Genomic DNA, 24,010 nt, shown 5'->3' with positions numbered 1-24,010 from the left:
GCTGATAGGTATGTAGTGGACTGTTATAAAGATTTTAGTTTTATATATCATACGATGTTATCAGAGGATTATATTTATAAGATGAAACAATCTAAGTTTGTTGATTGGTTATTGACTAACAATTTTATTAGTTCGTCTCAAAGAGAAATTTCAAGATGGGATGAGGGGTTAAGTAAAAAATTTGACTCGTTTGAACGTTTGAATTTTTATCAAAAAGTTAAAGAAGAATTAGGGGTTTAAAAAAATCGGAAAAATTCGCCATTTTTCGGAATTGAAGTAGGTTGAACTTTGTCTCAGAATTAATCAATAAAAGATTTTAAATGAGTCAAATACAATTTATTTCGGTTACACCTCAACAATTAAAAGAGGAAATCAATAAAGGAGTTCAAGAGGTATTAAATACCTTTTTTGAAAAGTTAACACCTAAACAACCCAATGAGTACTTAACACGTCAGGAGGTTGCAGATATGTTTAAAGTGGATATTTCCACAGTACATAATTGGTGTAAGTCAGGTAAATTAAAACCTTACGGAATAGGGGCACGTGTTTACTTCTTACGTGCTGATATAGATAATTGTTTAATCCCTTTAAATAATTAGTCTATGAATACGAGTTTTAATTTACCTGATTTTTATAGTCATTATTACGAACTAACGCACTCAGTTAAAACGTATGATGTTTATACGATAGTTAATCAATCTCTCCAAAGTATTAACTTACTGACTGAAGAGTTAAGAATTGAAGATTATAGGGGTTTTTCAGATGCAAAAGGATTTAATAAGTATTTGCGTTTGCGTACTACTACTAATTGGAGAACCTGTGAGAAAGTTACAGGATTAAGATTTACTAAGAAAGATAACGTCTTTTATGGGGATAGAGTTTACAAGGGCAAAAAGAATCTTTTAGTCTTTGTATATAGTGATAGTCAGTTAAGGATAGACGTTTATAGGTCTTATTATCCTTATAATTCAACTATGTTACAGAGAATTATAGAACAATACTAAAAAGAAGAAAAGAGGTGTTTAATCGCACCTCTTTCCAATTGTTCAGTTTAAAACCTTACAGCATTGTTGTAAGAATTTTAGTAATTCAAATGTAATAAAAAATGGTTGATTTTATCAAAGTGATGTTGCCTGTTAAATATCAATCCATATTAGAAGGCAATAGTCTATTAAATTTTACTGAGAATGTAAACACAACAACAGGAGAAATTATCTCAAATGTAAAGACTGCATACTATAAGAATATGAAATTTGAAATTTATAGTTCAGGTAATATATTTATCAGTGGAAGTTTGCATAAGTTGTATAATCAGGGAGAGCATAATTATAATGACTTTAGTATTGACGATTTCCTTAAAACGGTTTTATTACTCAAAAGTCAATTTAGTATAGATGCCTGTGATTGTCGATTACGATGTTTAGAAATAGGTGTTAATGTTGTTGTTCCTTATGAAGTGGATGAAGTTATTAATCATTCAATTCTACATAGAAAAGTGTCATTTGAAAGTAAATACCATAATGCAGAGGGGAATTATAAACAATGTGTTCATTCTCAATATTACATTAAACTATATAATAAAACAAAACACTTTAAGAGTAGGTTTTCTGATGTGCCTGATAACTTAATGAGATTTGAGATTAAGTATAGAAAGATGGAGAAGTTAAATAGGATAGGAATCTATTCATTAAACGATTTAAAGAGAGAATTGTTTTTAAACTTCAAAGAATCACTTTTATTGGAGTGGGATAATGTGTTGTTTTATGACTTTACTACCCAAATTGACCATTTAAAGGAAAGAGAAAGATTAAAGATTGAAAGATATGATAGTCTTAATTTTTGGGATAGTTTAATACAGGGCACAAACGAAAACTATAAGTATCATAAAGGGCAATTAAAAAAATCCATTGACAAATACTCTAATAATGTTCAGAGTGAAGTAAGTAGTCTAATAGGGTATAAGATAGATGAGTTAATTAAGGAAACTACCTTAAATGACCATTTATATATAGAGTCAAATAAGGTAGTATCATTAACTAAAAAGTGTATTATAACTAATGTTAATATATCAATGCAAAGAGATGCGAGTTTATTGCTTTCACATTCAGGGTTACGATACTATTTTGAAAAGGATATTAACCTATATAATAGAATTAAAAATGAGTACCTGAGTTATAAATGGATTAATTCTCCTATGAATGTCCAAATACGTGAGATAGCACATAATATCAGGAATAAAGCAAGTAATACAAGGGTTAGAAATTCAAAATATTATATACCTCAACAGTACAATATTGTAAGAGAATTAGGGGTGTGATAATTTTCGGAGACAATTACGCGCGCGCGTACGCGTATATAGTGTATCGGAATATTAGGTTTATTAATATTGTTTACCTTTGTGATATACAATTGCCTATTACTCTTAAAGATTATTCAATGAATGCCTGTTTATCGGGCATTTTTTGTTTTTTAATATCCTGATTATTTGATACTTTTGTTTGAAAATTTAAATTATGGCATTAATAAATTGTTCTGAATGTAATAAAGAAGTAAGTGATAAGGCTCTTAATTGTCCTAAATGTGGTAATCCTGTATCAAAAGATAAAAAAGAAAACAAAGGATGTTTAAGAAATATTTTATTAGCATTAGTTTTTTTTATAATAACAATAGCACTATTGACTCAGTTTCCTAATAAAGAAAGTGAAGATAGAAGTGTTGACCACTCTGAAATACTTGCATTTAATTATGCAATGGATTGTGTTAAATCTCAATTAAAATCGCCTTCAAGTGCAATCTTTGCAAATTCAAATGAGAAAAAGCAAAGTGTTACTTATAATGGTTCGGGTGTATATGTTGTAAGGTCGTGGGTTGACAGTCAAAATAGTTTTGGTGCGATGTTGCGTTCTAATTTTGAATGTACAGTTAAGTTTGAAGGAACTAAAGTTTCGTGTGAGTCTGTAACAGTTTATTAATTTTTAAATATTTAGAAAATGAAATTTATAGCAAGTGTAGGGTTGTTTTTATGGACAATTGTATCAATGGGGCAAGTAGAAGTACAAGATTGTGGTGTTATTGTAAATAATGATAAATTAACAGGCAAAACTTTTGTATCAACAGAGGTCGTTAAAGAAAAGGATTTAGATATTTATTTTGTCGGAGGCAATAATAGAGGTACTTATCATCAGATGCATTTTAGTTTGAAGAATGAAGCGGAATCGTGTATAAAGAATGGAAATCTTATTTATGTTCTATTTGAAGATGAGTCTCGCATATCAAGAGGAAATGTACTTTCTTATAACTGTCAAGGTTTTTCGAGTTTTATTGTTAATGGTAAATCTGTCAGAGAGGATTTAAAAAATAAGAGAATTGTTGGTATTCAAATTACAACAGCATTAGGGAGTTATAGGGTAGATGTGAGTAAAGAAAATGCACAGAAACTAATGGAACAATATCAGTGTTTGGAAAAAAGAGAATATTTATCGTTAGTTAAAAATAGATATTAAAGAAAGAGAGTGTTTAGGCACTCTTTTTTTATGTGTAATAGTTGTCAATGGAATATTAAAAGGAAAGATGTTGACTAATGGTTGACTAAAAAGCAAATAAAAAACCCTAACTACTTAGTAATTAGGGTTTTTGTGCCCGGAGTGGGAATCGAACCCACACTCCGAAGAACACGAGTTTGAGTCGTGCGCGTCTACCAATTCCGCCATCCGGGCTGATGACTTATTGTTTGTGAGTGCAAATGTAGATAAAAAAAATTAGTTACAAAGAAATTTTTTAAAAAAAATCGTGTAGTCAATATATATTTTATAAATTTGCAACGCCTAAAAAAACAACTTAGGCTCTAACTAGCAACATAACAACTAATTATACAAATGTCATATTTCGAACCAGAAGCAAAGATTTTCGCCTGTTCTCAAAGCGTTGAGCTTGCTGAGAAAATTGCGAAAGAGTATGGGTGTGAACTTGGAAAAGTTTCTTTATCACATTATAGTGATGGGGAGTTTCAACCATCTTTTGAAGAATCAATAAGAGGAAGAAGAGTTTTTCTAGTATGTTCTACTTTTCCTTCATCGGATAATCTGATGGAGTTGTTACTTATGTGTGATGCAGCAAAAAGAGCATCAGCAAGACATATAACTGCTGTTATACCTTATTTCGGTTGGGCAAGACAGGATAGAAAAGACAAACCAAGGGTTCCGATTGGCGCTAAATTAGTTGCGAAATTGCTTGAATCAGCTGGAGCAACGCGTATCATGACAATGGATTTGCATGCGGATCAAATCCAGGGATTCTTTGAGAAACCTGTAGATCATTTATATGCTTCTACAATCTTTTTACCCTATGTAAAAAGTTTAGGGTTAGAGAATCTTACTATTGCATCTCCTGATATGGGTGGTTCAAAAAGAGCATATGCTTACTCTAAGTTTTTATCATCAGATGTTGTTATCTGTTATAAACAGCGTAAACAAGCAAATGTCATTGATAAAATGGAGTTGATAGGTGATGTAACAGGGCGTAATGTTATTTTGGTTGACGACATGATTGATACAGGAGGAACATTAGCTAAGGCAGCAGATATGATGATGGAGAAAGGAGCTTTAAGTGTGCGTGCAATCTGTACACATGCAATTCTATCTGGAAGTGCATATGAAAAGATTGAGCAATCTGCAATTAAGGAACTAATTGTTACGGATTCAATCCCTTTGAAAAAGCCATGTGAGAAGATTAGAGTGCTTAGTTGTGCACCGTTATTTGCAGAAGTGATGCACAATGTTCACGCTAATGAGTCAATTAGCAAAACATTTGTAGTCTAAGAAATTTATTAATTTTTTAAATATATATTTTAAATGAAATCAATTACAATTAAAGGATCAGAAAGAGAAAGCGTAGGTAAAGTTTCTACTAAAACCTTACGTAATGCTGGAATGGTACCTTGCGTAGTATACGGAGGAACTGAACCAGCTGTGCATTTTGCAGCAGAAGAAAAAGCATTTAAAAACTTGGTTTATACTCCAAACGTACACACTGTTGTAATTGAGTTGGAAGGTAAAACAATCAATGCTATTTTACAAGATATCCAATTTCACCCAGTAACTGATGAAATCTTACACATCGATTTTTATAAATTACACGATGATAAAGAAATCACATTAGATGTTCCTGTGAAAATCACTGGAAAATCTAAAGGTGTTATGGCTGGAGGTGTTTTAAACTTAAACTTACGTAAGTTGAAAGTTAAAGCTTTACCTGCTAATTTACCTGACTTCGTAGAGGTTAATATCTCTAACTTAGACATGGGTAACAAATTATACGTTACTGATGTAGCTACTGAGAACTATAAATTATTACACGCTGATAACACTGTTATCTGTCAAGTAAGAATTTCTCGTGCAGCAATGAAAGCAGCTCAAGAAGCAGCAAAAGCAGCAAAAGCTACTCCAAAGAAAAAATAATTTCTTTCGAGAGAAACATATTGATAAGCGCTTGTATTTATACAAGCGCTTTTTTTGTGATTGTAATTTATGATTTGTGTGAAATAAGTGTTTGATGTATTTTTGTGACATTCTATTATTTAAGAAAGATTAATCAAATGAAAAAGTTTTTGATTGTTGGGTTAGGCAATATTGGTGTAGAGTATATACACACCAGACATAATATAGGGTTTAAAGTAGTTGATGAAATTGCTAATGAACTTGATGGAGAATGGAAAACCGTTAAACTTGGCAGCCTTGCAGAAGTCAAAATTAAGGGGAGAACCCTTTTGTTACTGAAACCGAATACTTATATGAATCTCAGTGGTAAAGCTGTTCAGTATTGGTTAGAGAAGGAAAAGATTCCAATCGAAAACTTAATGGTTGTAACAGATGACTTGAATTTGGCATTTGGAACTATTCGAATCAAACCTAAGGGATCTGATGGAGGCCACAATGGATTAAAGAGTATTCAAGGTATTTTAAACTCTGCTGCTTATCCTCGTTTTAGATTTGGAATAAGCGATGAATTTAAGAAGGGACAGCAAGTAGATTATGTTTTAGGTACTTGGAGTGATGAGGAGAAAGAACTTCTTCCAGAGAGGCTTAAAATGGCTTCTAAAGCGATACAAGAGTTTGCTTTAGGAGGATTAGGCAATGCTATGAATAATTACAATGGAAAATAGTTATTTTGATTATATAATAAAAGGGAGTTACTTTTTGAGTAATTCCCTTTTGTATTTATTCTTGTGGTTGTACCACAGTGATGTGTAATTCTTCTAATTGTTCTGGCGTAATCGTCGCTGGTGCGTCTATCATTACGTCCCTACCTGAATTATTTTTTGGGAAAGCGATAAAATCTCTAATCGTTTCTTGCCCTCCTAAGATAGCCACTAATCTATCTAAACCAAAAGCTAAACCTCCATGAGGTGGTGCTCCATATTGGAATGCATTCATTAAGAATCCGAATTGTTTTTCAGCTTCTTCTTTCGTGAATCCAAGGTGTTTAAACATTAATTCTTGAGTAGCTTTATCGTGGATACGAATAGAACCACCTCCAATTTCGTTACCGTTTAATACCATGTCATAAGCATTAGCACGTACTTTACCTGGGTCAGTATCTAATAATGGAATATCTTCTACTTTTGGTGAAGTAAATGGGTGGTGCATTGCAAAATAGCGACCAGCTTCTTCATCGTACTCAAATAATGGGAAGTCGATAACCCATAAAGGAGCAAACTCATCAGATTTTCTCAATCCCATGCGGTTTCCTAATTCCATGCGCAGAGCACTTAATTGAGCTCTTGTTTTGTTAGCAGGTCCAGAAAGCACTAAAATCAAATCACCAGCTTTAGCACCAGTAACTTCAGCCCAATTTTTCAGGTCTTCTTGATCGTAGAATTTATCTACTGAAGACTTAAATGAACCATCTGCTTCACATTTACAGTACACCATACCAGAAGCACCTACTTGTGGGCGTTTTACCCAATCAATAAGAGCATCTATTTCTTTACGAGTATACGAAGCTGCACCTGGTACAGCTATACCAACTACTAATTCAGCACTGTTAAATACTCCAAATTCTTTATGTTGAGCTACAGCATTTAACTCACCAAATTCCATCCCAAAACGGATATCTGGTTTGTCGTTACCATATTTTCGCATTGCTTCTTCAAAAGTCATACGAGGAAACTTATCCACTTCAATTCCGTGAATTGATTTCAACAAGTGTCTTGTCATGCCTTCAAATGTATCCATAACGTCTTCTTGGCTTACGAATGCCATCTCACAGTCAATTTGAGTAAACTCAGGTTGTCTATCAGCGCGTAAGTCCTCGTCGCGGAAACACTTCACAATTTGGAAGTATCTATCCATACCACCTACCATTAACAGCTGTTTAAAAGTCTGTGGAGATTGTGGAAGCGCGTAGAATTGCCCTGCGTTCATTCGAGATGGAACTACAAAGTCACGAGCTCCCTCTGGAGTAGAACTAATTAAATATGGAGTTTCTACCTCACAAAAATCTTGAGCAGAAAGATAATTTCTTACCTCTTGAGCAACCTTGTGTCTAAACAATAAATTGTTTTTAACTGGGTTTCTACGGATATCCAAGTAACGGTATTTCATGCGAATATCTTCCCCTCCATCAGTATCATCTTCAATTGTAAATGGTGGTACTGCTGATTCGTTTAATACAGTTAGTGTATTTACTAAAATTTCTATATCTCCAGTTGGAATATTAGGATTTTTAGAAGCACGTTCAATTACTTGTCCTTTAACTTGAATGACAAACTCTCTCCCAAGGTTTTTAGCTGCTTCAAATACTGCTTTATCAGTTCTCTCAGCATCAAAGATTAACTGTGTGATACCATAACGGTCACGTAAGTCAACCCAAATCATAAAACCTTTATCGCGATGCTTGCTTACCCATCCTGACAGGGTAACTTCTGTATTTATATCCGAAGCTCTTAAGGCTCCGCAATTATGCGTTCTGTACATTGCTAAAAATTATTTCTACAAATTTATAAACTTATTGTGAATGAGAGAATAAAAGCTAAGACATTATACATAGATTTTATTAATTTCTAAGATTTTGCTATTTGCTTGTTTTTCATTAGGATAAAGATATAGGCTAATATCGCTCCGCATAAAGCAAGTCCTGCTCCAACCCATTCTGGAGAATTGTATCCTAATCCCATTGTGATTGGTATTCCTCCTAAGGATGCTCCCAAAGCATTTCCTATATTGAAAGAAGCTTGTCCTGCTGAGGCAGCTAACATTTCAGATCCTTTGGCATTGTTTATTAATAGCATTTGCAAAGGAGATCCTATTGTGAAAGCAACTAATCCTGTTATTAATGACATAGCGTAAGCCATCCATTGAATGTGAACTGTGTAATATACGATAATCAAACAAATCGCCATTGCACAGAAGGAAAAGATTACTGCTTTTGCTGGAGGGAAAGTATCTGCTAATTTTCCTCCTACAAAGTTTCCTAAGAACATTCCTAATCCTACTAAAGTCATTACTATAGGTATTTTTGCTTCTGCAATCAGGGCAATGTTGGTCATCATCGGCGCGATATAGCTTATCCACGCGAATAAACCTCCAGTACCAATAGAGATTAAAGCAACTAATACCCACGCTATTGGAGTTTTAAAGAAAGCTGTTTGCTTTTTTAAGTTGGTCTCTTTATCTGCTTCTAATTTCGGAACCCAAGCAGCTATTGTCAACGCTGATATTATACCCAGAGAAGCAATTAACATATAAGCTGTACGCCAAGAGTACTCGTGTCCAATATACGTACTCAATGGTACACCAACTAAATTCGCTGTAGTTAATCCTGCAAACATGATTGCTACAGCTTGTGCTTCCTTCCCTTTCTTTGCCAAGCGCGTAGCCACAACTGATCCAACACCAAAGAATGCTCCATGAGGTAATCCTGACATAAATCTCGATATGATTAATGTTGTATAACTTGGAGAGATTACAAATAATAGGTGAAAAACTGAAAACATGACCATTAAAGACATTAATACTTTATGTGGTGCATACTTATTGGATGACATCACTAAGAGTGGAGCTCCTACCACCACACCTAAAGCGTATGTAGATATGAAGTTACCCGCTTTTGGGATGCTTATCTTTAAGTCATTAGCGATATCAGGTAATAAGCCCATCATTGAGAATTCGGTCATTCCGATGGCTAATCCACCTACTGCTAATGCTATTAAACTTTTGTTCATTTTCTTTTGTTGAGTTTTAATTTTGTATAAATATTATATTGTTTCTTTTCCTCTTTCATATTGGTTTGCCCATTGTAAATCGACACCTAATTCGAGAGCCGCTTTCATTACAAAATGGGGATCTCTTAAAAAGGGTCTTCCTAAGAGAATACAATCTGCTTGATTGTTTGCTAAAATCTCATCGGCTTGTTTACCTGTTTTTATTAGGCCAACAGCCCCAACAAGAATATTAGCTTGTTGTTTGATCGCCTGAGCAAATGGTATTTGGTAATTTGGTTTGATGTCAATGGATTGGTGTTTTACCAATCCTCCCGAACTAACATCAATAAGTTCTACTCCTAATTGAGATACTATTTCTGAAAGCTTAATACTCTCATCCAACGACCAGCCTCCTTCTGCCCAATCTGTAGCTGATATTCTCAACCACAAGCTTTCGGTTGTCAATACTGACTTTACTTCCTTTATAATTTCGACTACTAATCGCGTTCTGTTTTCGAAGCTTCCTCCATATTGATCTGTTCGGTGATTGGTGAGAGGAGATAGAAACTGATGTATTAAATATCCGTGAGCTCCGTGTAATTCAATTATTTTGTAACCTGCTGCTACTGCTCTTATAGCACTTGCTTTAAAATCTGTTACAACTTTCTTTATCTCACTTAAAGACAGGGCTAATGGCGGATTTTCATCTACGTTAAATGGAATTGTTGACGGAGCTACCGTTTGCCAGCCATTTTCTTCATTTGCGCTGATTTGTGCTCTACTTATCCACGGTTTTTCACAGCTTGCCTTTCTTCCTGCATGGGCAAGTTGTATGCCTGGAACTGTTCCTTGTGACTTGATGAAAGTTGTTATTTGTTTGAGTTTATCAATTTGGTGATCTGACCATAAGCCTAAATCTCCATAGGTAATTCTTCCTTCTGGGCAGATAGCTGTTGCTTCTTGGATAATAGCGCCTACTTGCCCTATCGCAAACTGTCCATAGTGTACTAAGTGCCAATCTGTCGCAAAACCATCTATTGCTGAATATTGACACATTGGGGAAACAATTATTTTATTGCGTAAAGTATTGTCCCTTAGTTTTAAAGGAGTAAATAAAGTTTTCATAAGTTGTGTGTTGTTTGGTGGTGCAAAATTATTAATTCATTCTTGGAATAGAAGGTCTTTTGTCCTAAAAAGTGATTTTATTTTACAAAAATCTGTTTTATGTGATTCGTTGTGAAAAAGGTGCCTTATATTTGTTATTTATAATTAATTTAAATTAAAGTATGAGAAATTGTGTTAGGCTACTTGGAAGTGTAGCTTTGATGGCTATTGTTTTGACTAGTTGTAAGCAGACGAATAAGGAATCTCAATCTACAGAGACGTTAACGGTTGAGAATATGGGTAGATCTATTTCATTTGACAAGAAATTGGACAATGTTGTAGTATTTGACGTTGGTGCAATGGAGAATATGGTTGAACTTGGTCTTCCGTTCAAGGGTATGGCTAAAGTTTACAGTCCTAACTACCTTTCTAAGTACGCAGAAGATGACAATATTGTCAATGTAGGCTCTTTTATGCAACCTAATTTTGAAAAAATCAGTTCAGTTGATCCTGATTTAATCATCATGAGTAACTGGTTTGACAAGGATTACAGTGAGTACGCTAAGATCGCTCCTACGATTTCTTTAGGGATTTCTGGAAGTAATTATTTAGCAAGTACAAAAGAGAATATTGCTACGATAGGTCAAGTTTTCCAAGTTGAAGAGAAAGCTGAGCTTTTGATTAAGAATATTGACGACAAAGTTGCGCGTATTCACAACGCTATCAAAGACCGCAGTGAAAAGGCGATGTTGATTTTATACAACAATAAGAATTACAGTGTTTTTGATCCTGAGTCTCGTTACGGTTATATTTTTAAGCACCTTGGTGTAAAGCCTTCAGCAGAAGGAATTGAAGGAGGTAGTGACCACGGTAATGTAGTTTCAAGTGAGTTTATTTTGGAACAAAACCCTGATATCATCTTTATTATCGATCGCGGTGCTGTTATGGATAATCAAATTGCTGAGAAGAAAGAGGTTGAAAACGTTCTTATTCAAAAGACAAATGCATACAAAAATGGCAAGATCGTATACTTAGATCCAAACGCTTGGTATTTAGCAGGAGGGGGTTATATCTCATTGAACATTATGTTAGACGAGATTGAAAATGCCTACAAATAATAAAGAAAAGCCTCTATTTAGAGGCTTTTTTTATTGTTCTTTTACAAATAGATTACTTGCTATTTTCTTTGTTATAGTAATATTGTGATTATCTATTTTGACCGTGTAGGATTGGTCAAATGGTTCGATGTCTGTTATTTCTATTTTTGAACCTAAGGATATTTTTTGTTTATCCAAATATTGCAAAAACTCTGAAGATGAATCTTTTACTCCTACGCAGATAACTATTTTATTCGTTTCTACTTCTGATAATAACTTTTTATCAACTTGTTTTATTTCTCCTTTAGCGTTTGGAATTGGATCTCCATGTGGATCTTGTGTTGGATATTCTAAAAATGCATCGAGTTTATTAATCAGCTTTTCGGACTTTATATGTTCTAACTCCTCAGCGACATCGTGGACTTCATCCCAACTGAAACCAAGTTTATCGACTAAGAAAACCTCCCATAGTCGGTGTTTGCGAACAATCATCTTTGCAGCTAATAATCCTTCTGCAGTGAGTGTTACCCCTTGGTATTTTTGATACTTAATTAACTTTTTTTCATTAAGTTTTTTGATCATATCTGTTACAGAGGACGCTTTAGTTTCGATTTTAGCAGCTATTGCATTAGTTGAAATACCTTGTTGCTGTCCCAAAGACAGGTGGAATATGGTTTTCAAATAATTTTCCTCAGAATATGTAAGCATAATCGCGTGTTTTATTTTAAAAAAACAAAGTTACATTTTTTTTATTTATAAATATATTTTTAGCTTTGCCTAAATTTTAATTAATATAAGTAAAAATATATTTTTATGCGTGTAGCAATATGTTTTTTGTCAACCCTGTTTTTTGTTGGTTCCTCAATAGCACAAAACATTAAAGGAAGAGTAGCTTCTGGGGGGGCGAGTTTGCCTTATGCCACTGTAGCCATTGATGGCACAGCAAGTGGTGTGACAGCAGATGAGAATGGGAACTTTGTTTTGAGTCATCTCAAAGATGGAGCCTATCAAGTTAGTGCTGAATTTGTTGGTTATCAGAAACAGTACAAGCGCGTCAACATTAAGAACGGACAAGATGTAACTGTCAATTTTGAATTGAAAGAAGATTCTAATTTAGATGAGATTGTTATTTCGGGAACTTTAAAGCCTGTTTTAAAATCGGATGCCGTAGTACCAGTAGAGATTTACAATCCCGCTTTTTTTGCTAAGAACCCAACAGCAAGTTTATTTGACGCTGTTCAGATGATTAATGGTGTACAGCCTCAGTTAAACTGTAATGTATGTAATACGGGTGATATCCACATTAACGGGATGGAAGGTCCATATACAATGATTTTGATAGATGGGATGCCGATTGTTTCTTCTTTGTCAACAGTATATGGTTTATTCGGTATTCCGACGAGTTTGATTGAGCGAGTAGAGGTTGTTAAAGGACCTGCTTCTTCGCTTTATGGAACAGAAGCTATGGGTGGTATTATCAATGTAATTACCAAAGATCCTGAGCACGCTGCTAAATTAAGCGTAGATGCCTTTAGTACTACTTGGTTAGAGAACAATGTAGATTTAGGAGCAAGCTATAAGTTAGGAAAGAAAGTAAATGGTTTGTTTGGAGGTAACTACTTTAAGTTCGGAGAGCGAAAAGATAAGAACAACGATGGTTTTACTGATGTTACTCAACAAGAAAGAGTATCTGTATTTAATAAGTTTACGCTTAAGCGTCCAGAGAATAAAGTGGCAAGTTTAGCTTTGCGTTACGTATATGAAGATAGATGGGGAGGAGAGACAAACTGGGATCGCAAGAAACACAGAGGAGGTGAAGAAGTGTATGCTGAAAGCATCTTTACGAACCGATTTGAAGCAATTGGTATGTATCAATTGCCGACAACTGAAAAGATCTATACACAGTTCTCTTATATCTATCACGGACAAAATTCGATGTATGGTCCTGAATCATACGATGCAAAACAACAAGTGGCTTTTGCTCAAGCTTATTGGGATAAAGAGATTGGAAATCACAGTCTATTAGTAGGAGGATCATTTAAGTACACTTATTATGATGACAATACTCGAGCAACTGGAATTTATGATGAAAATGGTTTGGTAAAGAATCAGCCACAAGAGACACCGATACCTGGTATTTTTATTCAGGATGAATGGACTTTAAACAAAAAGAACAAGGTTTTGTTAGGTTATCGTTTTGACTATGATAAAACGCATTATGGCATTCACTCACCAAGGGTTGGATATAAGTATACGCCACATCCACATCATACATTAAGAGGTAGTTTTGGTACAGGTTTTCGCGTTGTAAATGTATTTACTGAAGATCACAGAGCCTTAACAGGGGCAAGAGAAGTTGTCTTTGCTGAAAAGTTAGACCCTGAAGAATCGTATAATGCCAATTTGAACTATACATTCAAGTTGCCTACTAATTTTGGAGTATTCAATTTTGATGTGAATGGTTTCTATACCTATTTTACGAATAAAATTGATGCAGATACTGATACAGATCAAACTAAAATTATATATGCGAATCTCGATGGACATGCAATTTCACAAGGAGTATCTCTAAACGTAGACATGACTTTTGATATACCATTGAAATTAATGGCAGGGGTAACTTATATGGATGTTTACCGCAAGGAAGACGGAGAACGCGAACAAATCTATCACGCGCCAAAATGGTCAGGTAATTTTATAGCAAGCTACAATTTTGGAAATGGATTTAGTGCTGATTTAACTGGGGACTGGAAAGGGCCAATGAGATTGCCAAGAGTTGAAGATGACTATAGACCTGAGTATTCACCTTGGACTGTCTTGACTAATGTTCAGGTAAGTAAGAAGTTTAACAATGGTTTGGAAGTTTATGGAGGTGTAAAGAACTTATTTAACGTATTGCCAAAAGAAGATCCTATTGCAAGATGGTGGGATCCATTTGGAGAGCCTGGTAATGGCGTGACACCGCCAAATGGGCGCAATGATGTCATTTTTGAACCTAATGATTACAGTTATACTCCACTACAGGGAATCAGAGGTTTCTTAGGAGTTCGATATAATATATTTTAGTTAGTTGTAATTTACGATGAGATGTATTCTTTTTTTTATGTTTAGTTATTTCTTTGGGTTAGCAGCTTTTGCTCAACCCAAAGAGATACTAATTTCTCAAGTGGAGGAGGTTCTGAAGAATGATCCAAAGCCTGTGGTCATTTTTTTACACACCAAGTGGTGTAGTTATTGTACTTTGATGGAGAGGAAAACATTTAAGAATGAAGAAGTAGTTAGTAAATTGAATAGCGATTTCTATTTTATTTCATTTGATGCAGAACAGGAAGAGGATATCGTTTTTCACAATCAAACGTATTCGTTTAGAAAGAAAGGTATAAATGGGGGAGTTCACGATTTAGCAAATTTACTAAGTGGAAAAGAGGCTTATCCCGCCCTCATCTTTTTGAATGAAAAACTCGAAAAAGTATATGAGCACAATGCTTATATTCGTCCAGATGATCTGTCTAAGTTACTTGAATTATTATAAATAGCTTTATCGTTATCACAATATGAAATAGCTCAATCTGCTTATTGACAGATTGAGCTATTTCTATTATAGAGGTAAATCTATTACTCCTTACATTAAACCATTTTATTATTTGCCTTTAGCTACAATTGTATGGTTTTTAGATCTCCATTGGGAGTTAAAACTTTTATTTCTTGGGGGTCAAGCTTATTCTTTTTTAGTTCCAAGTCTATGGCCATTGTGATTTCGTAAATTATCTGAATACTTGGTTCTGATAGAGCTTGTCCGATCACAAAGTCAAAGTTAGCATCGCTAAATGAATTATAATATCTCGTGATACTCTTTGTTTGTTGATTCACATTGTTGTTGCTACTCTGTTTAGTTGTTAGACTTGGGCTACTAAAGGCAGAATAAGCATGATAACTATTGCTTGGATAGGTATCTATATAATTACTTTTAATAAATTTTTGTTGGTTATTAAACGTGGTGTTTAATACCGTTTCGTGATGTTTTATTTTATCTAAAAGTACTTGTTCTGCTTTTGATTGAAGTTCTCTCTTTATACTATCTATTTTGCTCGAAAAGTAATTGACTTTTACTAAATCATAGATGTCTTCTTCAGCCAGTTTTCGAACGATATGATCAATGTCGTTTGCATTGCAATATTTAATATGAATGTTCTTGCAAAGTTCAAAACCAATAGGTACTTCGTTATAATCATTTTTCTTAAAGACCTTTTTCTCTATTTCGTATTCGTATAGGGGTACCAAGGAGATCATGTCGATTTGCGTTTCAACTTTTGGTATTTGTGAGAGATTTTGCGTGATAGATTTTAGTTTATTATCCATTAAGGTAACAGTTTCTTCAATGTTTTTACCTGTTTGCTTTAGAGCAAAAATGGCAATAAAGGCATCTGCTTTTACATTTGCTTTTCCACTAACTGTTAGGTTTAGAATCTTGTCGATTTTGGATATTGAAGAGTAATTCGTGTAAGTGTAGTTTGAACTTCCATTCGAGTAAAGTGCGTTTCCTGCTACTTGAGCTTGCACAAATGTTGAACTAAGTAGTAGTAATAAGTAAATTTTCTTCATGTTATTTTATTTGTTAATATGATATTTTTTTGTTGTCTATATCTGTTAGTAATGGTTTGTTTTTAAATTTTTAATAATAATTTATTTATTTCTGTTTTATTTTAAAAATCGAATGGGATTGGTCATTAAATGAGTTTGTGCTAATCAAGGAAGAATTTAACGTATTGAGGTAACACCATTAGGTTTAGCAGTTTGTTCTATTGAATTTAGTTTTACGGCAACTAAGAGAACTTGATACAACTATGGATGATCTGAATAGGTTTGTTTGTGATTAGAATCACAAGTGTCAATAGCAGCTATTGGAGTTGTATATTCGACTGGGGAGTTAGGGTTGTACGAGCGATTTACTGCAGGCAGGTCTACAGCGTGTCATTTTCGTTATGAGAAGGAAGACCTACTATACGAAAAAAACGTACGACAAGAATTTGTATAGTTATAATAGGATTAGAAAACCAAATGTACAGTTAAAAGCAGGATTATAAACAATAACTGTACAGCTATATTAGGACGAGACATAGAACGAGACATTGATTTTAGGGGGTGGTCGGCTTGTGGTCGCATAGTGATCGCATAGTGGTCGCATTATTTATAGCCAAAAACATGCGACCACTATGCGAACTTTATGGTATCACTTAGGGATTATGTCATAGAAGGATCCTATCAAGGCTTCTTCTGTAAGTTTGAAGTGTTTATCTTATTGTAAATTTTTTCGCAACATAATATTGCTTATCCTTAGGGGATATTAGGAGTGATTTTATGGGATTGTTGTGTTTACAACTCTTTTAGGATACCATTTTCAAGAATTAAATTTTTCGTCAATATTTCGCTTACTAATTCTGTGTTATGGTCCGTGACGATGATAATCTTATCTCTTGCTTTTTCTTTTATGCGATGAGCTATAAATTCTTGTAGAATAGGTGATAACCCAGCAAAAGGCTCATCTAATAAACAGATCGGCTGGGGTAGATTTAGAATGTAAAGTGTTTGTATTAATTGTTGCTCACCTTTGGATAAGTCTTTTATTTTTGAGTTTATAAAAGGTTGTATGGGAGTTAGATCAGTATCGTTTGATTTTAGAACTTCTTTTACTCTTAAGTGTTTTGGAAAGATATTGAATTGCGGTTTATAACTGAAGTATTGATTGAGATTATATCTATTAGTTATGACTGTATGATCCACTCGGATGTATGAATGATCTGCTTTGAGTATTCCAAACATAATTTTCATCAGCGTGCTTTTGCCAGTTCCATTTCGTCCACTAATACTGACTACATCACCTGTTACAGCAGTGAAGTATATGCCATTTAATATAGTTTTATTGTCAATGGTGTACTGGAGGCTATCAACGTGTAGAGTATGGTTATATGACATTGAACAAGTATTGAATAAAGTAGGTGAAGACTGCACAGCCTAACGTTAGCAGTATTAGACTTTTTAGAATGGGCATTTTATTATTTCGATGGTAGATCAGTTCATTTTTTCTGAATGCTATGAAATATAAACTGTATAGACCTATTGTGATGATAGGAATAAAGAAAAATAAGACATTTCGCATCGCTATACTCAGGGCAATGTTTAAGATTAATATAGAAAACACATCTCTCCATGGAACTGTGATTCTGCTTTTCATAAGTATGTAATTGTTTGGTTTGTAAATAGTAAGTTAACCTTTTTTATCACACCAAGTACAAATTAAGAAAATTTTAGTCAATCTAAAGTCTGATTTAGTAGATTAGAGGTTTGAGTACTTTATGTTTAGCAATAAAGGTTATGTTTTAGTTAGTGGGTAAATTAATAGTAAAACTTCATTGTGTCCGTTGGTATTTGATAGTTTTAAGTATATTTGCCTCTAAACTAATAACATCAATATGGAATTCAGTACAATTATTAAACAGGCACACTCTGGAGTAGCATATTTGGCTATTATATTTTTAGCTATTGCTATTATTAATGCTTTCGCTGGCGCATCAGCTAAAAGACAGTTTACAGATAAGGATAAGAAGTTTGGATTATTTGCTTTAATCTTTACTCATATTCAATTATTGTTAGGATTAATCTTATACTTTGTATCTCCAATGGTTCACACATTGAATGGCAGTATGGGAGAAGTAATGAAGAACTCAGCATTGAGACTTTATGGAATTGAGCACCCAATGATTAATATCTTAGCAATCGTTTTGATTACTATTGGATGGTCTAAACACAAAAAAGCGACTGACGACAACAGTAAGTTTAAGAAATTTACAATTTTCTATACAATCGGATTGATCTTAATTTTATCGAGAATCCCTTGGTCAAATTGGTTGCCAAGTATCTTTGGATAATTAGAAATACAATATATAAAGGAATCTATTTTTAGATTCCTTTTTTTGTTTTTGACCATTCCAAAAATAGTGGAGTACTCGTTTGGGGAGAGATATTTGTACGAGTGAATAAACAAGAGCTTTTTAAACTTTTTTAGTTTTGGTATATAAGTTGCCTATATATCGAAGTTAGAAACTTTACAAACGATGAAAAAGAGTGTTTATTTATTAGTACTTTTTACTTTTATTTTATTCAGCTTTACAAGTGGAGATTATATTTTCAAACCACATACAACAAGAGTAATTTCAGCTTATCCTGTGAGTGACACACTTGCTGTTGATGATGATTCTATAGTTGTAGCTATTGAAGATGAAGATGATTATGAACTAATCAACGAAGAAACAAAAGCATCTTATTATCACGATAAATTTACTGGTAGAAAAACGGCAAGTGGTGCAGTTTTTAATAATCAAGAGTATACAGCTGCTCATAAAACATTGCCTTTTGGTACAAAAGTAAAGGTTACAAATATCAACAATCAGCGCTCTGTTATATTGACTATTACTGATCGAGGTCCTTTTGTTAAGGGGAGGAGTATTGACTTGTCTAAAAAGGCTTTCTTAGATTTAGCTGACAATTTGAATAGTGGTGTTCTCGATGTGAAGATAGAGCGACTTATCGAAGCAGAGGACTAATCACCTGTTCAACTATAAAGAACTTTACAAGAGTAAATTTTCAATTATACATATTGAAGTATCCGTAAAAAAGACAATACTATATCTTGAATATGGAATTGTTTTTATAGGGTAATCGAGGGGGTTTTTGTGTGGAAAAAATCCACAATTTGAGTATATCTACCGCGTATTGGGACTCTTGTTCAGATGCACTCTCTGACAATTCCTATCGATCATTATATGCTGTAATACAAGTTTGACGTGCTACGTCATTTACTCTTTTTTAGGGAAGAATGATTCAGTTAGTTACAGTAGGTTTTATAACACTGTACTTTGAATATTTCTTCTGGTTGTCCTTTTCTTTTCGATTTTATTTCCACTGTTTAAAAGGAGTATTCGAGATATACGAATTGTAGTAACGGATATCACCAGTAACTTCTACACCTAACCAATCTGGTTTTTCAAACTTTTCATTTTCTGTAGTTAATTCTATTTCAGCTATAATGAGTCCTTCATTATCTCCGTGAAAGATATCAACTTCAAATAGATGACCTTCATACTCTACCAAGTATCTCGTTTTGTCAATGATGTAATCCTCACAAAGTTTGAGTAACTGAACTGCTTCTTCATAATTGATTTCTTTTTCCCATTCAAATCTTTTTGTACCAGCTTCATTTGACTTGCCTTTTACAGTTATATAAGCTTGATGATCTTTTAAACGTACCCTAACTGTTCTATTTGAATCTGAATTCAAATATCCTTGAGTTATTTGTGTTTTTTTAAAACTTTTTGAGATAAACTTCTCAGATTTCACTAAAAATTTTCTTTCTATTTCAATCATGATTATTCAGAATAAAATGTAATTTTATGCCAAATTACAATGATTAAATTTAAAAGCTGTTTTAAAACGAAGAAAATTTATTCGAATGAAGTTAAGACACATGTTACAATCTCCTCATGGAGTTGAAGAATTGTTTAATAAATATGTGATAGACGGGAAGGTATACGCTACTGACGACTTACTTTTTATCGTTGATTTAGTTCATATTTTTAGACCTAAAAATGTAAAGAAAATAAAACGTGTATCCATTGATGCATTAGTTTCATATTTAAAAACACACGATACCGAACGTGCTGCTATTTCTGTTTATCTTAAAGAGTTATTGTCTAATCGCTATTTCAGCCGAATGGTTTCGGATGCAGGGATTCTACAAGATTCTGAATTTTTTAGTGAGGTAAAAAAGCGTTTGTGGGCAAAAGTACTTCCATATCAGCCTGAGAAAGGAACTTACGAATATGTGTTGAATCAAGTTTTCTATAAGCATACCGATGCAGAATGGGTAGATATGATTCCCGTAGAACAGTTGTTGGAATTGTTCGGATTACTTGAGTTCAACGATTTATTTGTCAGTAATAAAGAGGGAACAGTCTTAAACGAGTTGCTAAATTCTATTGATATTATTACTCAAAGGATGAGTGGACGTGCTATGGAGAGCTATATAATCAATATGGTGCCGGAGTACTCCCATTTAGAAAGTCCTTTTAGGGCTTTGGAAATCGAGTTTAGCAGTGTATTAGAGGCTTTCCTAAACGACGAGATTAAGGTTCTGCATGAGAGTGACATGAGCTATAAGCAGATTCTGATTTTACATAAACAGTGTCAGGAATTTGTCAATCAGGCATTCAAGAATAGCTCTAAGTACGGTATCTCAATTAAAGTAAATCAAAGCTTGTTGCGTCTTCGTCAGCAATTGCAACGTGTGTATGTATTGATTTCTCTGTTAGTAGTGAAGGAAGATGTTGTGGTAGAAAGACAAACCAATACTATCGAGTTGGCAAGGAGGTTGGTGAAGTATAACTGTTATAAGTACAATGTAACAGGGCTGATAAAAGAGAGTACCCAATTGATTTCTTATGAAATAACGCAGCATACAGCTAAGACAGGAGAGCACTATATTACTAATTCTCCGAGGGAGTATTGGCACATGTTTAGAGGGTCAATGGGAGCCGGAATTGTCGTAGGATTCTTGTGTATTTTCAAAGTATTTGCTCACCATGCAGATGTTAGTAATTTCGGTGAAGCGATGCTATATAGTTTGAATTATGCATTTGGTTTCTGTCTTATTTATTTACTCGGTTTTACTTTAGCTACAAAGCAGCCAGCAATGACTGCCGCAACGATTATTAAGGCTATTGAAGATGGTAGAAAACAACATATCGATAGCGATGACAAACACCTTGGTTTTGCTAAATTATTTGCGCGTTTGTTTCGCTCTCAGTTTATCGCTTTTGTAGGAAACGTAATTTTGGCTTTTCCAGTTGCATTGTTTTTAATATGGGGGATAGACCAATTGTTTGGAGTGAATATTGTGGGTACTCAAGAGGAGTGGACTAAGATGCTTGTCGATACAGATCCGTTTGCTTCGAGAGCCTTATTTCACGCTGGTATTGCTGGTATCTTCTTATTTTTATCGGGTATTATTTCTGGAAATGTTTCCAATAGAAACAAACACAATAAAGTACTTTACCGCATTCAAGAACACCCTTGGTTGAAGAGAAATCTTGGACCAAAACGTACTGCTAAGTTGGCAAACTGGGTAGATACTAAGTGGCCTGGTATGGTATCTAACGTTTGGTTTGGAGTCTTTATGGGTACTTGTGGTACTATTGGTGCTTTTTTAGGATTGGGAATTGACATTCGCCACATTACCTTTGTGAGTGGTAATATTGCTTTAGGTCTTTATGGATCTGGTTTTGCTGCGCCAGTTGAAATGCTTGTATGGGCTTTTATAGGAATGTGGCTGATTGGATTTATGAACTTCATGGTAAGTTTTAGCTTGTCCTTGTTATTAGCCTTCCGTTCGCGTAATATTCCCTTTAAGGAAACAAAAGACCTTGCTCGTGTTACCTGGAGACACTTTAAGAGTTTTCCAATGGAGTTTTTCTTGCCGACTTCTTCTGGTGTTGTTGAGAATCCGAACAACTTAACAGGGAAAAGTGATACAGACATACAGAAAGACAAGAAATAGGATATAATTAATATCTATTCGCATATAAAGATAATGCAGTGATACTCTTCATAGAGAATATCACTGCTTTTTTTATGGAGTATTGACAAGAGATCTTCTTTATAAGAGCAAAGTTAAACTCTTGTATGATGGGGGTTTATGTAAATAAAACAGCCCTATCAATCAATAGGGCTGTTTATTCATTATGAATTGTTCTTTGGGTTATTTCTTTTCTCAGATAGTTTCTGTTTTAGAAGTTCTGATTGTTCAGCAAATTCAATTCTCGAGACATTTATATAGTCCTCTAAGTTGTGGATATTCTTTGCTAATTTTCTCAGGGACTTTCTATCGCTATTGATAAATAATTCGCTTTGTTGCCTTGCTTCTTCGTGACTAAAGCCAAGTTTTTCAAGCATTACCGCTCCGACGTATACCGCTGTAAAGAAGGTTTCTCTATATACTTCAGTTAAGCCGTCTTGTAAGTATTCGTATGCATTCTTTCTATTTTTGGCGCGTACGATTATTTCGACATTTGGAAAATTCTTGCGGATGACCTCTACAAGTTGCTGATTAACTTCAGGAGGATCCATAGCGGCAATCACATAATCTGCTTGATCAAGTCCAATAGATTTCAAGATGTTAATGGACGTTGCGTCTCCATAGTAAACATTAAAGCCAAGCTTGCGCAAGTGATCAACTCTTTCAGCATCATTGTCGAGTACTAATGTAGGTATGTCATTTGCTTGTAATAATCGTCCTATTGTATTTCCAAAATCTCCAAATCCAGCAATTACAATTTTCTTTTCTGCACTGATATGTGTTAAGTCATCGTATTCTTGACTTTCCTTAGTTGACGGTGTTAACCCAAGATAAGGGGCAATCCACTTTTCGTTTAAAAGGAGTAAGATTGGTGTAACGACCATTGATAGAGCTGTAGTAGCTAACATATAGTCGTACCACTGTTGATTTACTAAGTTGATTGTTTTGGCCAAAGCCAAAATTACAAAGGCAAATTCTCCTATTTGAGAAAGTAGAATAGCGAATAAGAAGGACTGATCTTTAGGGAATTTTTTCCATTTACCGATTGCGAGTAATACAATCGCTTTGATGGACATCACACTGACTAATAATGCTAAGATGATTAAAGGCTCATTGACAATGATATCAAAGTTGATTGTCGAACCAACAGCAATAAAGAAAATACCCAGAAGCAGTGCTTTGAAAGGTTCTATGTCACTTTCTAATTGGTGTTTGTAAGGATTATTTGCCAGTACAATACCTGCTATAAAAGCTCCTAAGGCAGGAGAAAGTCCTACCGCTTGCATCAATATTGCAACCCCAATAACTAAAAGTAAAGCAGAGGCTGTGTATATCTCTCTAATTTTGAGTCTACCTACTGATTTGAACAATGGATTAACAATATAATTTCCAACAAGGAAAATAATAGAAATCGCACCTAATATCGCTAAGGTCTTCATAAACACAGGAGCTCCATCTAACCAGCTACCCGTTCCGGTTTCTATTGGCGTTTTGGCTGATACTGCTAATAAGGGAATAATTGCCATCATTGGGATAACAGCTATATCCTGAAACAGTAATACGGCAAAACTCGATTTACCTGCGTTGGATTGGTTTAAACCTCGTTCAGATATTGTTTGTAAGATGATCGCGGTAGAAGACATGGTTATAATAAACCCAAGCGTCAGAGAGGTTCCTAAAGTCATATTTAACCCCCAATGTGCTATGGCTGTTACAATTGTTGTGGTTCCAACAAGCTGAGCAGTACCTAAACCAATAATTTCATTTTTTATTTTCCAGAACTCCTTTGGGTCTAATTCTAATCCCACAAGGAATAACATCATAACTACTCCAAACTCAGTTGCATGCATAATATCAGCACCGTCTTTTCCGACAAATTGCAAAACAAAAGGGCCGATTAATACTCCTGCAAATAGGTATCCTAAGACAGACCCCATACCTAATTTCTTTGAGATAAGTACACAGATTACAGCAGCAAATAGA

General features: G+C 34.3%; 23 protein-coding genes and 1 tRNA gene. 15 read left to right on the top strand and 9 right to left on the bottom strand.

Going from position 1 to position 24,010, the window contains the following annotated elements; all coding sequences use genetic code 11:
- From GOQ24_RS09785 to GOQ24_RS09760, 6 genes are all read left to right on the top strand, one after another.
- The coding region (locus GOQ24_RS09785) for a hypothetical protein (RefSeq protein ID WP_160339587.1) at positions 1–240 on the top strand (240 nt) is incomplete at its 5' end.
- Positions 241–320: 80 nt separating this feature from the next.
- Positions 321–599 (top strand): helix-turn-helix domain-containing protein, encoded by a 279-nt coding sequence (locus tag GOQ24_RS09780; RefSeq protein WP_160339586.1) that lies wholly within the window; start codon positions 321–323, stop codon positions 597–599.
- A gap of 3 nt (positions 600–602) precedes the next feature.
- Complete coding sequence (locus GOQ24_RS09775; protein WP_160339585.1) at positions 603–1,004, top strand: hypothetical protein; 402 nt, start codon at positions 603–605, stop codon at positions 1,002–1,004.
- Positions 1,005–1,105: 101 nt separating this feature from the next.
- Positions 1,106–2,317, top strand: coding sequence for a hypothetical protein (locus tag GOQ24_RS09770; protein ID WP_063175081.1), 1,212 nt, complete (start codon positions 1,106–1,108; stop codon positions 2,315–2,317).
- A 196-nt stretch (positions 2,318–2,513) separates the two neighbouring features.
- Entirely contained in the window at positions 2,514–2,972 is a 459-nt protein-coding gene (locus GOQ24_RS09765; RefSeq protein ID WP_160339584.1) for a hypothetical protein, read from the top strand.
- Positions 2,973–2,990: 18 nt separating this feature from the next.
- Positions 2,991–3,503, top strand: coding sequence for a hypothetical protein (locus GOQ24_RS09760; RefSeq protein ID WP_160339583.1), 513 nt, complete (start codon positions 2,991–2,993; stop codon positions 3,501–3,503).
- Between the two features lie 133 nt (positions 3,504–3,636).
- Here the strand turns inward: GOQ24_RS09760 and GOQ24_RS09755 are convergent.
- Positions 3,637–3,716, bottom strand: a tRNA-Leu gene (locus GOQ24_RS09755).
- A 159-nt stretch (positions 3,717–3,875) separates the two neighbouring features.
- Here GOQ24_RS09755 and GOQ24_RS09750 point away from each other — a divergent pair.
- From GOQ24_RS09750 to pth, 3 genes are all read left to right on the top strand, one after another.
- Positions 3,876–4,817: a ribose-phosphate pyrophosphokinase gene (locus GOQ24_RS09750; protein WP_155091621.1), complete on the top strand. Its 942-nt coding sequence runs from the start codon at positions 3,876–3,878 to the stop codon at positions 4,815–4,817.
- Between the two features lie 33 nt (positions 4,818–4,850).
- On the top strand, positions 4,851–5,456 hold the full coding sequence (locus tag GOQ24_RS09745; RefSeq protein ID WP_155091620.1) for a 50S ribosomal protein L25/general stress protein Ctc: 606 nt from the start codon (positions 4,851–4,853) through the stop codon (positions 5,454–5,456).
- A 137-nt stretch (positions 5,457–5,593) separates the two neighbouring features.
- Complete coding sequence (gene pth / locus GOQ24_RS09740; protein WP_155091619.1) at positions 5,594–6,160, top strand: aminoacyl-tRNA hydrolase; 567 nt, start codon at positions 5,594–5,596, stop codon at positions 6,158–6,160.
- 55 nt (positions 6,161–6,215) lie between these two features.
- On the opposite strand, the gene aspS is transcribed toward pth, so the two are convergent.
- The 3 genes from aspS to GOQ24_RS09725 all read right to left on the bottom strand — a co-directional run bounded on the left by aspS (position 6,216) and on the right by GOQ24_RS09725 (position 10,324).
- Entirely contained in the window at positions 6,216–7,973 is a 1,758-nt protein-coding gene (gene aspS / locus GOQ24_RS09735; protein WP_155091618.1) for an aspartate--tRNA ligase, read from the bottom strand.
- Positions 7,974–8,059: 86 nt separating this feature from the next.
- A complete protein-coding gene (locus GOQ24_RS09730; protein ID WP_155091617.1) occupies positions 8,060–9,220 on the bottom strand; it encodes an MFS transporter in 1,161 nt (386 codons plus the stop codon).
- A 33-nt stretch (positions 9,221–9,253) separates the two neighbouring features.
- Positions 9,254–10,324, bottom strand: a complete 1,071-nt coding sequence (locus GOQ24_RS09725) for an NADH:flavin oxidoreductase/NADH oxidase (protein WP_155091616.1) — start codon at positions 10,322–10,324, stop codon at positions 9,254–9,256.
- Positions 10,325–10,485: 161 nt separating this feature from the next.
- Here GOQ24_RS09725 and GOQ24_RS09720 point away from each other — a divergent pair, with 161 nt between their 5' ends.
- Complete coding sequence (locus GOQ24_RS09720) at positions 10,486–11,421, top strand: siderophore ABC transporter substrate-binding protein (protein WP_155091615.1); 936 nt, start codon at positions 10,486–10,488, stop codon at positions 11,419–11,421.
- A 30-nt stretch (positions 11,422–11,451) separates the two neighbouring features.
- On the opposite strand, the gene GOQ24_RS09715 is transcribed toward GOQ24_RS09720, so the two are convergent.
- Complete coding sequence (locus tag GOQ24_RS09715; RefSeq protein WP_155091614.1) at positions 11,452–12,108, bottom strand: metal-dependent transcriptional regulator; 657 nt, start codon at positions 12,106–12,108, stop codon at positions 11,452–11,454.
- 105 nt (positions 12,109–12,213) lie between these two features.
- Here GOQ24_RS09715 and GOQ24_RS09710 point away from each other — a divergent pair, with 105 nt between their 5' ends.
- Complete coding sequence (locus GOQ24_RS09710; RefSeq protein WP_160339582.1) at positions 12,214–14,466, top strand: TonB-dependent receptor; 2,253 nt, start codon at positions 12,214–12,216, stop codon at positions 14,464–14,466.
- Positions 14,467–14,503: 37 nt separating this feature from the next.
- Complete coding sequence (locus tag GOQ24_RS09705; protein ID WP_230381498.1) at positions 14,504–14,932, top strand: thioredoxin family protein; 429 nt, start codon at positions 14,504–14,506, stop codon at positions 14,930–14,932.
- A 122-nt stretch (positions 14,933–15,054) separates the two neighbouring features.
- Here GOQ24_RS09705 and GOQ24_RS09700 read toward each other — a convergent pair whose 3' ends face one another.
- Positions 15,055–16,002 carry an SIMPL domain-containing protein gene (locus GOQ24_RS09700; RefSeq protein ID WP_155091611.1) on the bottom strand — a complete coding sequence of 316 codons (948 nt, stop codon included), beginning with the start codon at positions 16,000–16,002 and terminating at the stop codon, positions 15,055–15,057.
- 771 nt (positions 16,003–16,773) lie between these two features.
- Positions 16,774–17,373: an ATP-binding cassette domain-containing protein gene (locus GOQ24_RS09695; protein ID WP_155091610.1), complete on the bottom strand. Its 600-nt coding sequence runs from the start codon at positions 17,371–17,373 to the stop codon at positions 16,774–16,776.
- A 497-nt stretch (positions 17,374–17,870) separates the two neighbouring features.
- Here GOQ24_RS09695 and GOQ24_RS09690 point away from each other — a divergent pair, with 497 nt between their 5' ends.
- Together GOQ24_RS09690 and GOQ24_RS09685 are read left to right on the top strand one after the other, a co-directional pair.
- On the top strand, positions 17,871–18,326 hold the full coding sequence (locus GOQ24_RS09690) for a hypothetical protein (RefSeq protein ID WP_155091609.1): 456 nt from the start codon (positions 17,871–17,873) through the stop codon (positions 18,324–18,326).
- Positions 18,327–18,512: 186 nt separating this feature from the next.
- On the top strand, positions 18,513–19,001 hold the full coding sequence (locus tag GOQ24_RS09685) for a septal ring lytic transglycosylase RlpA family protein (RefSeq protein ID WP_155091608.1): 489 nt from the start codon (positions 18,513–18,515) through the stop codon (positions 18,999–19,001).
- 349 nt (positions 19,002–19,350) lie between these two features.
- On the opposite strand, the gene GOQ24_RS09680 is transcribed toward GOQ24_RS09685, so the two are convergent.
- Positions 19,351–19,821, bottom strand: coding sequence for a CYTH domain-containing protein (locus GOQ24_RS09680; RefSeq protein WP_160339581.1), 471 nt, complete (start codon positions 19,819–19,821; stop codon positions 19,351–19,353).
- Positions 19,822–19,921: 100 nt separating this feature from the next.
- Here GOQ24_RS09680 and GOQ24_RS09675 point away from each other — a divergent pair, with 100 nt between their 5' ends.
- On the top strand, positions 19,922–22,009 hold the full coding sequence (locus tag GOQ24_RS09675) for a site-specific recombinase (RefSeq protein ID WP_160339588.1): 2,088 nt from the start codon (positions 19,922–19,924) through the stop codon (positions 22,007–22,009).
- A gap of 182 nt (positions 22,010–22,191) precedes the next feature.
- Here GOQ24_RS09675 and GOQ24_RS09670 read toward each other — a convergent pair.
- Positions 22,192–24,010, bottom strand: a 1,819-nt coding sequence (locus GOQ24_RS09670) for a monovalent cation:proton antiporter-2 (CPA2) family protein (RefSeq protein ID WP_160339580.1), incomplete at its 5' end; no start/stop codon positions are given.

This window comes from Myroides sp. LoEW2-1 (assembly GCF_009767705.1).
Lineage (GTDB): Bacteria > Bacteroidota > Bacteroidia > Flavobacteriales > Flavobacteriaceae > Flavobacterium > Flavobacterium album_A.
Note: the sequence above shows the minus strand (reverse complement) of the source record. Positions and strands in the feature narration are given on the sequence as shown.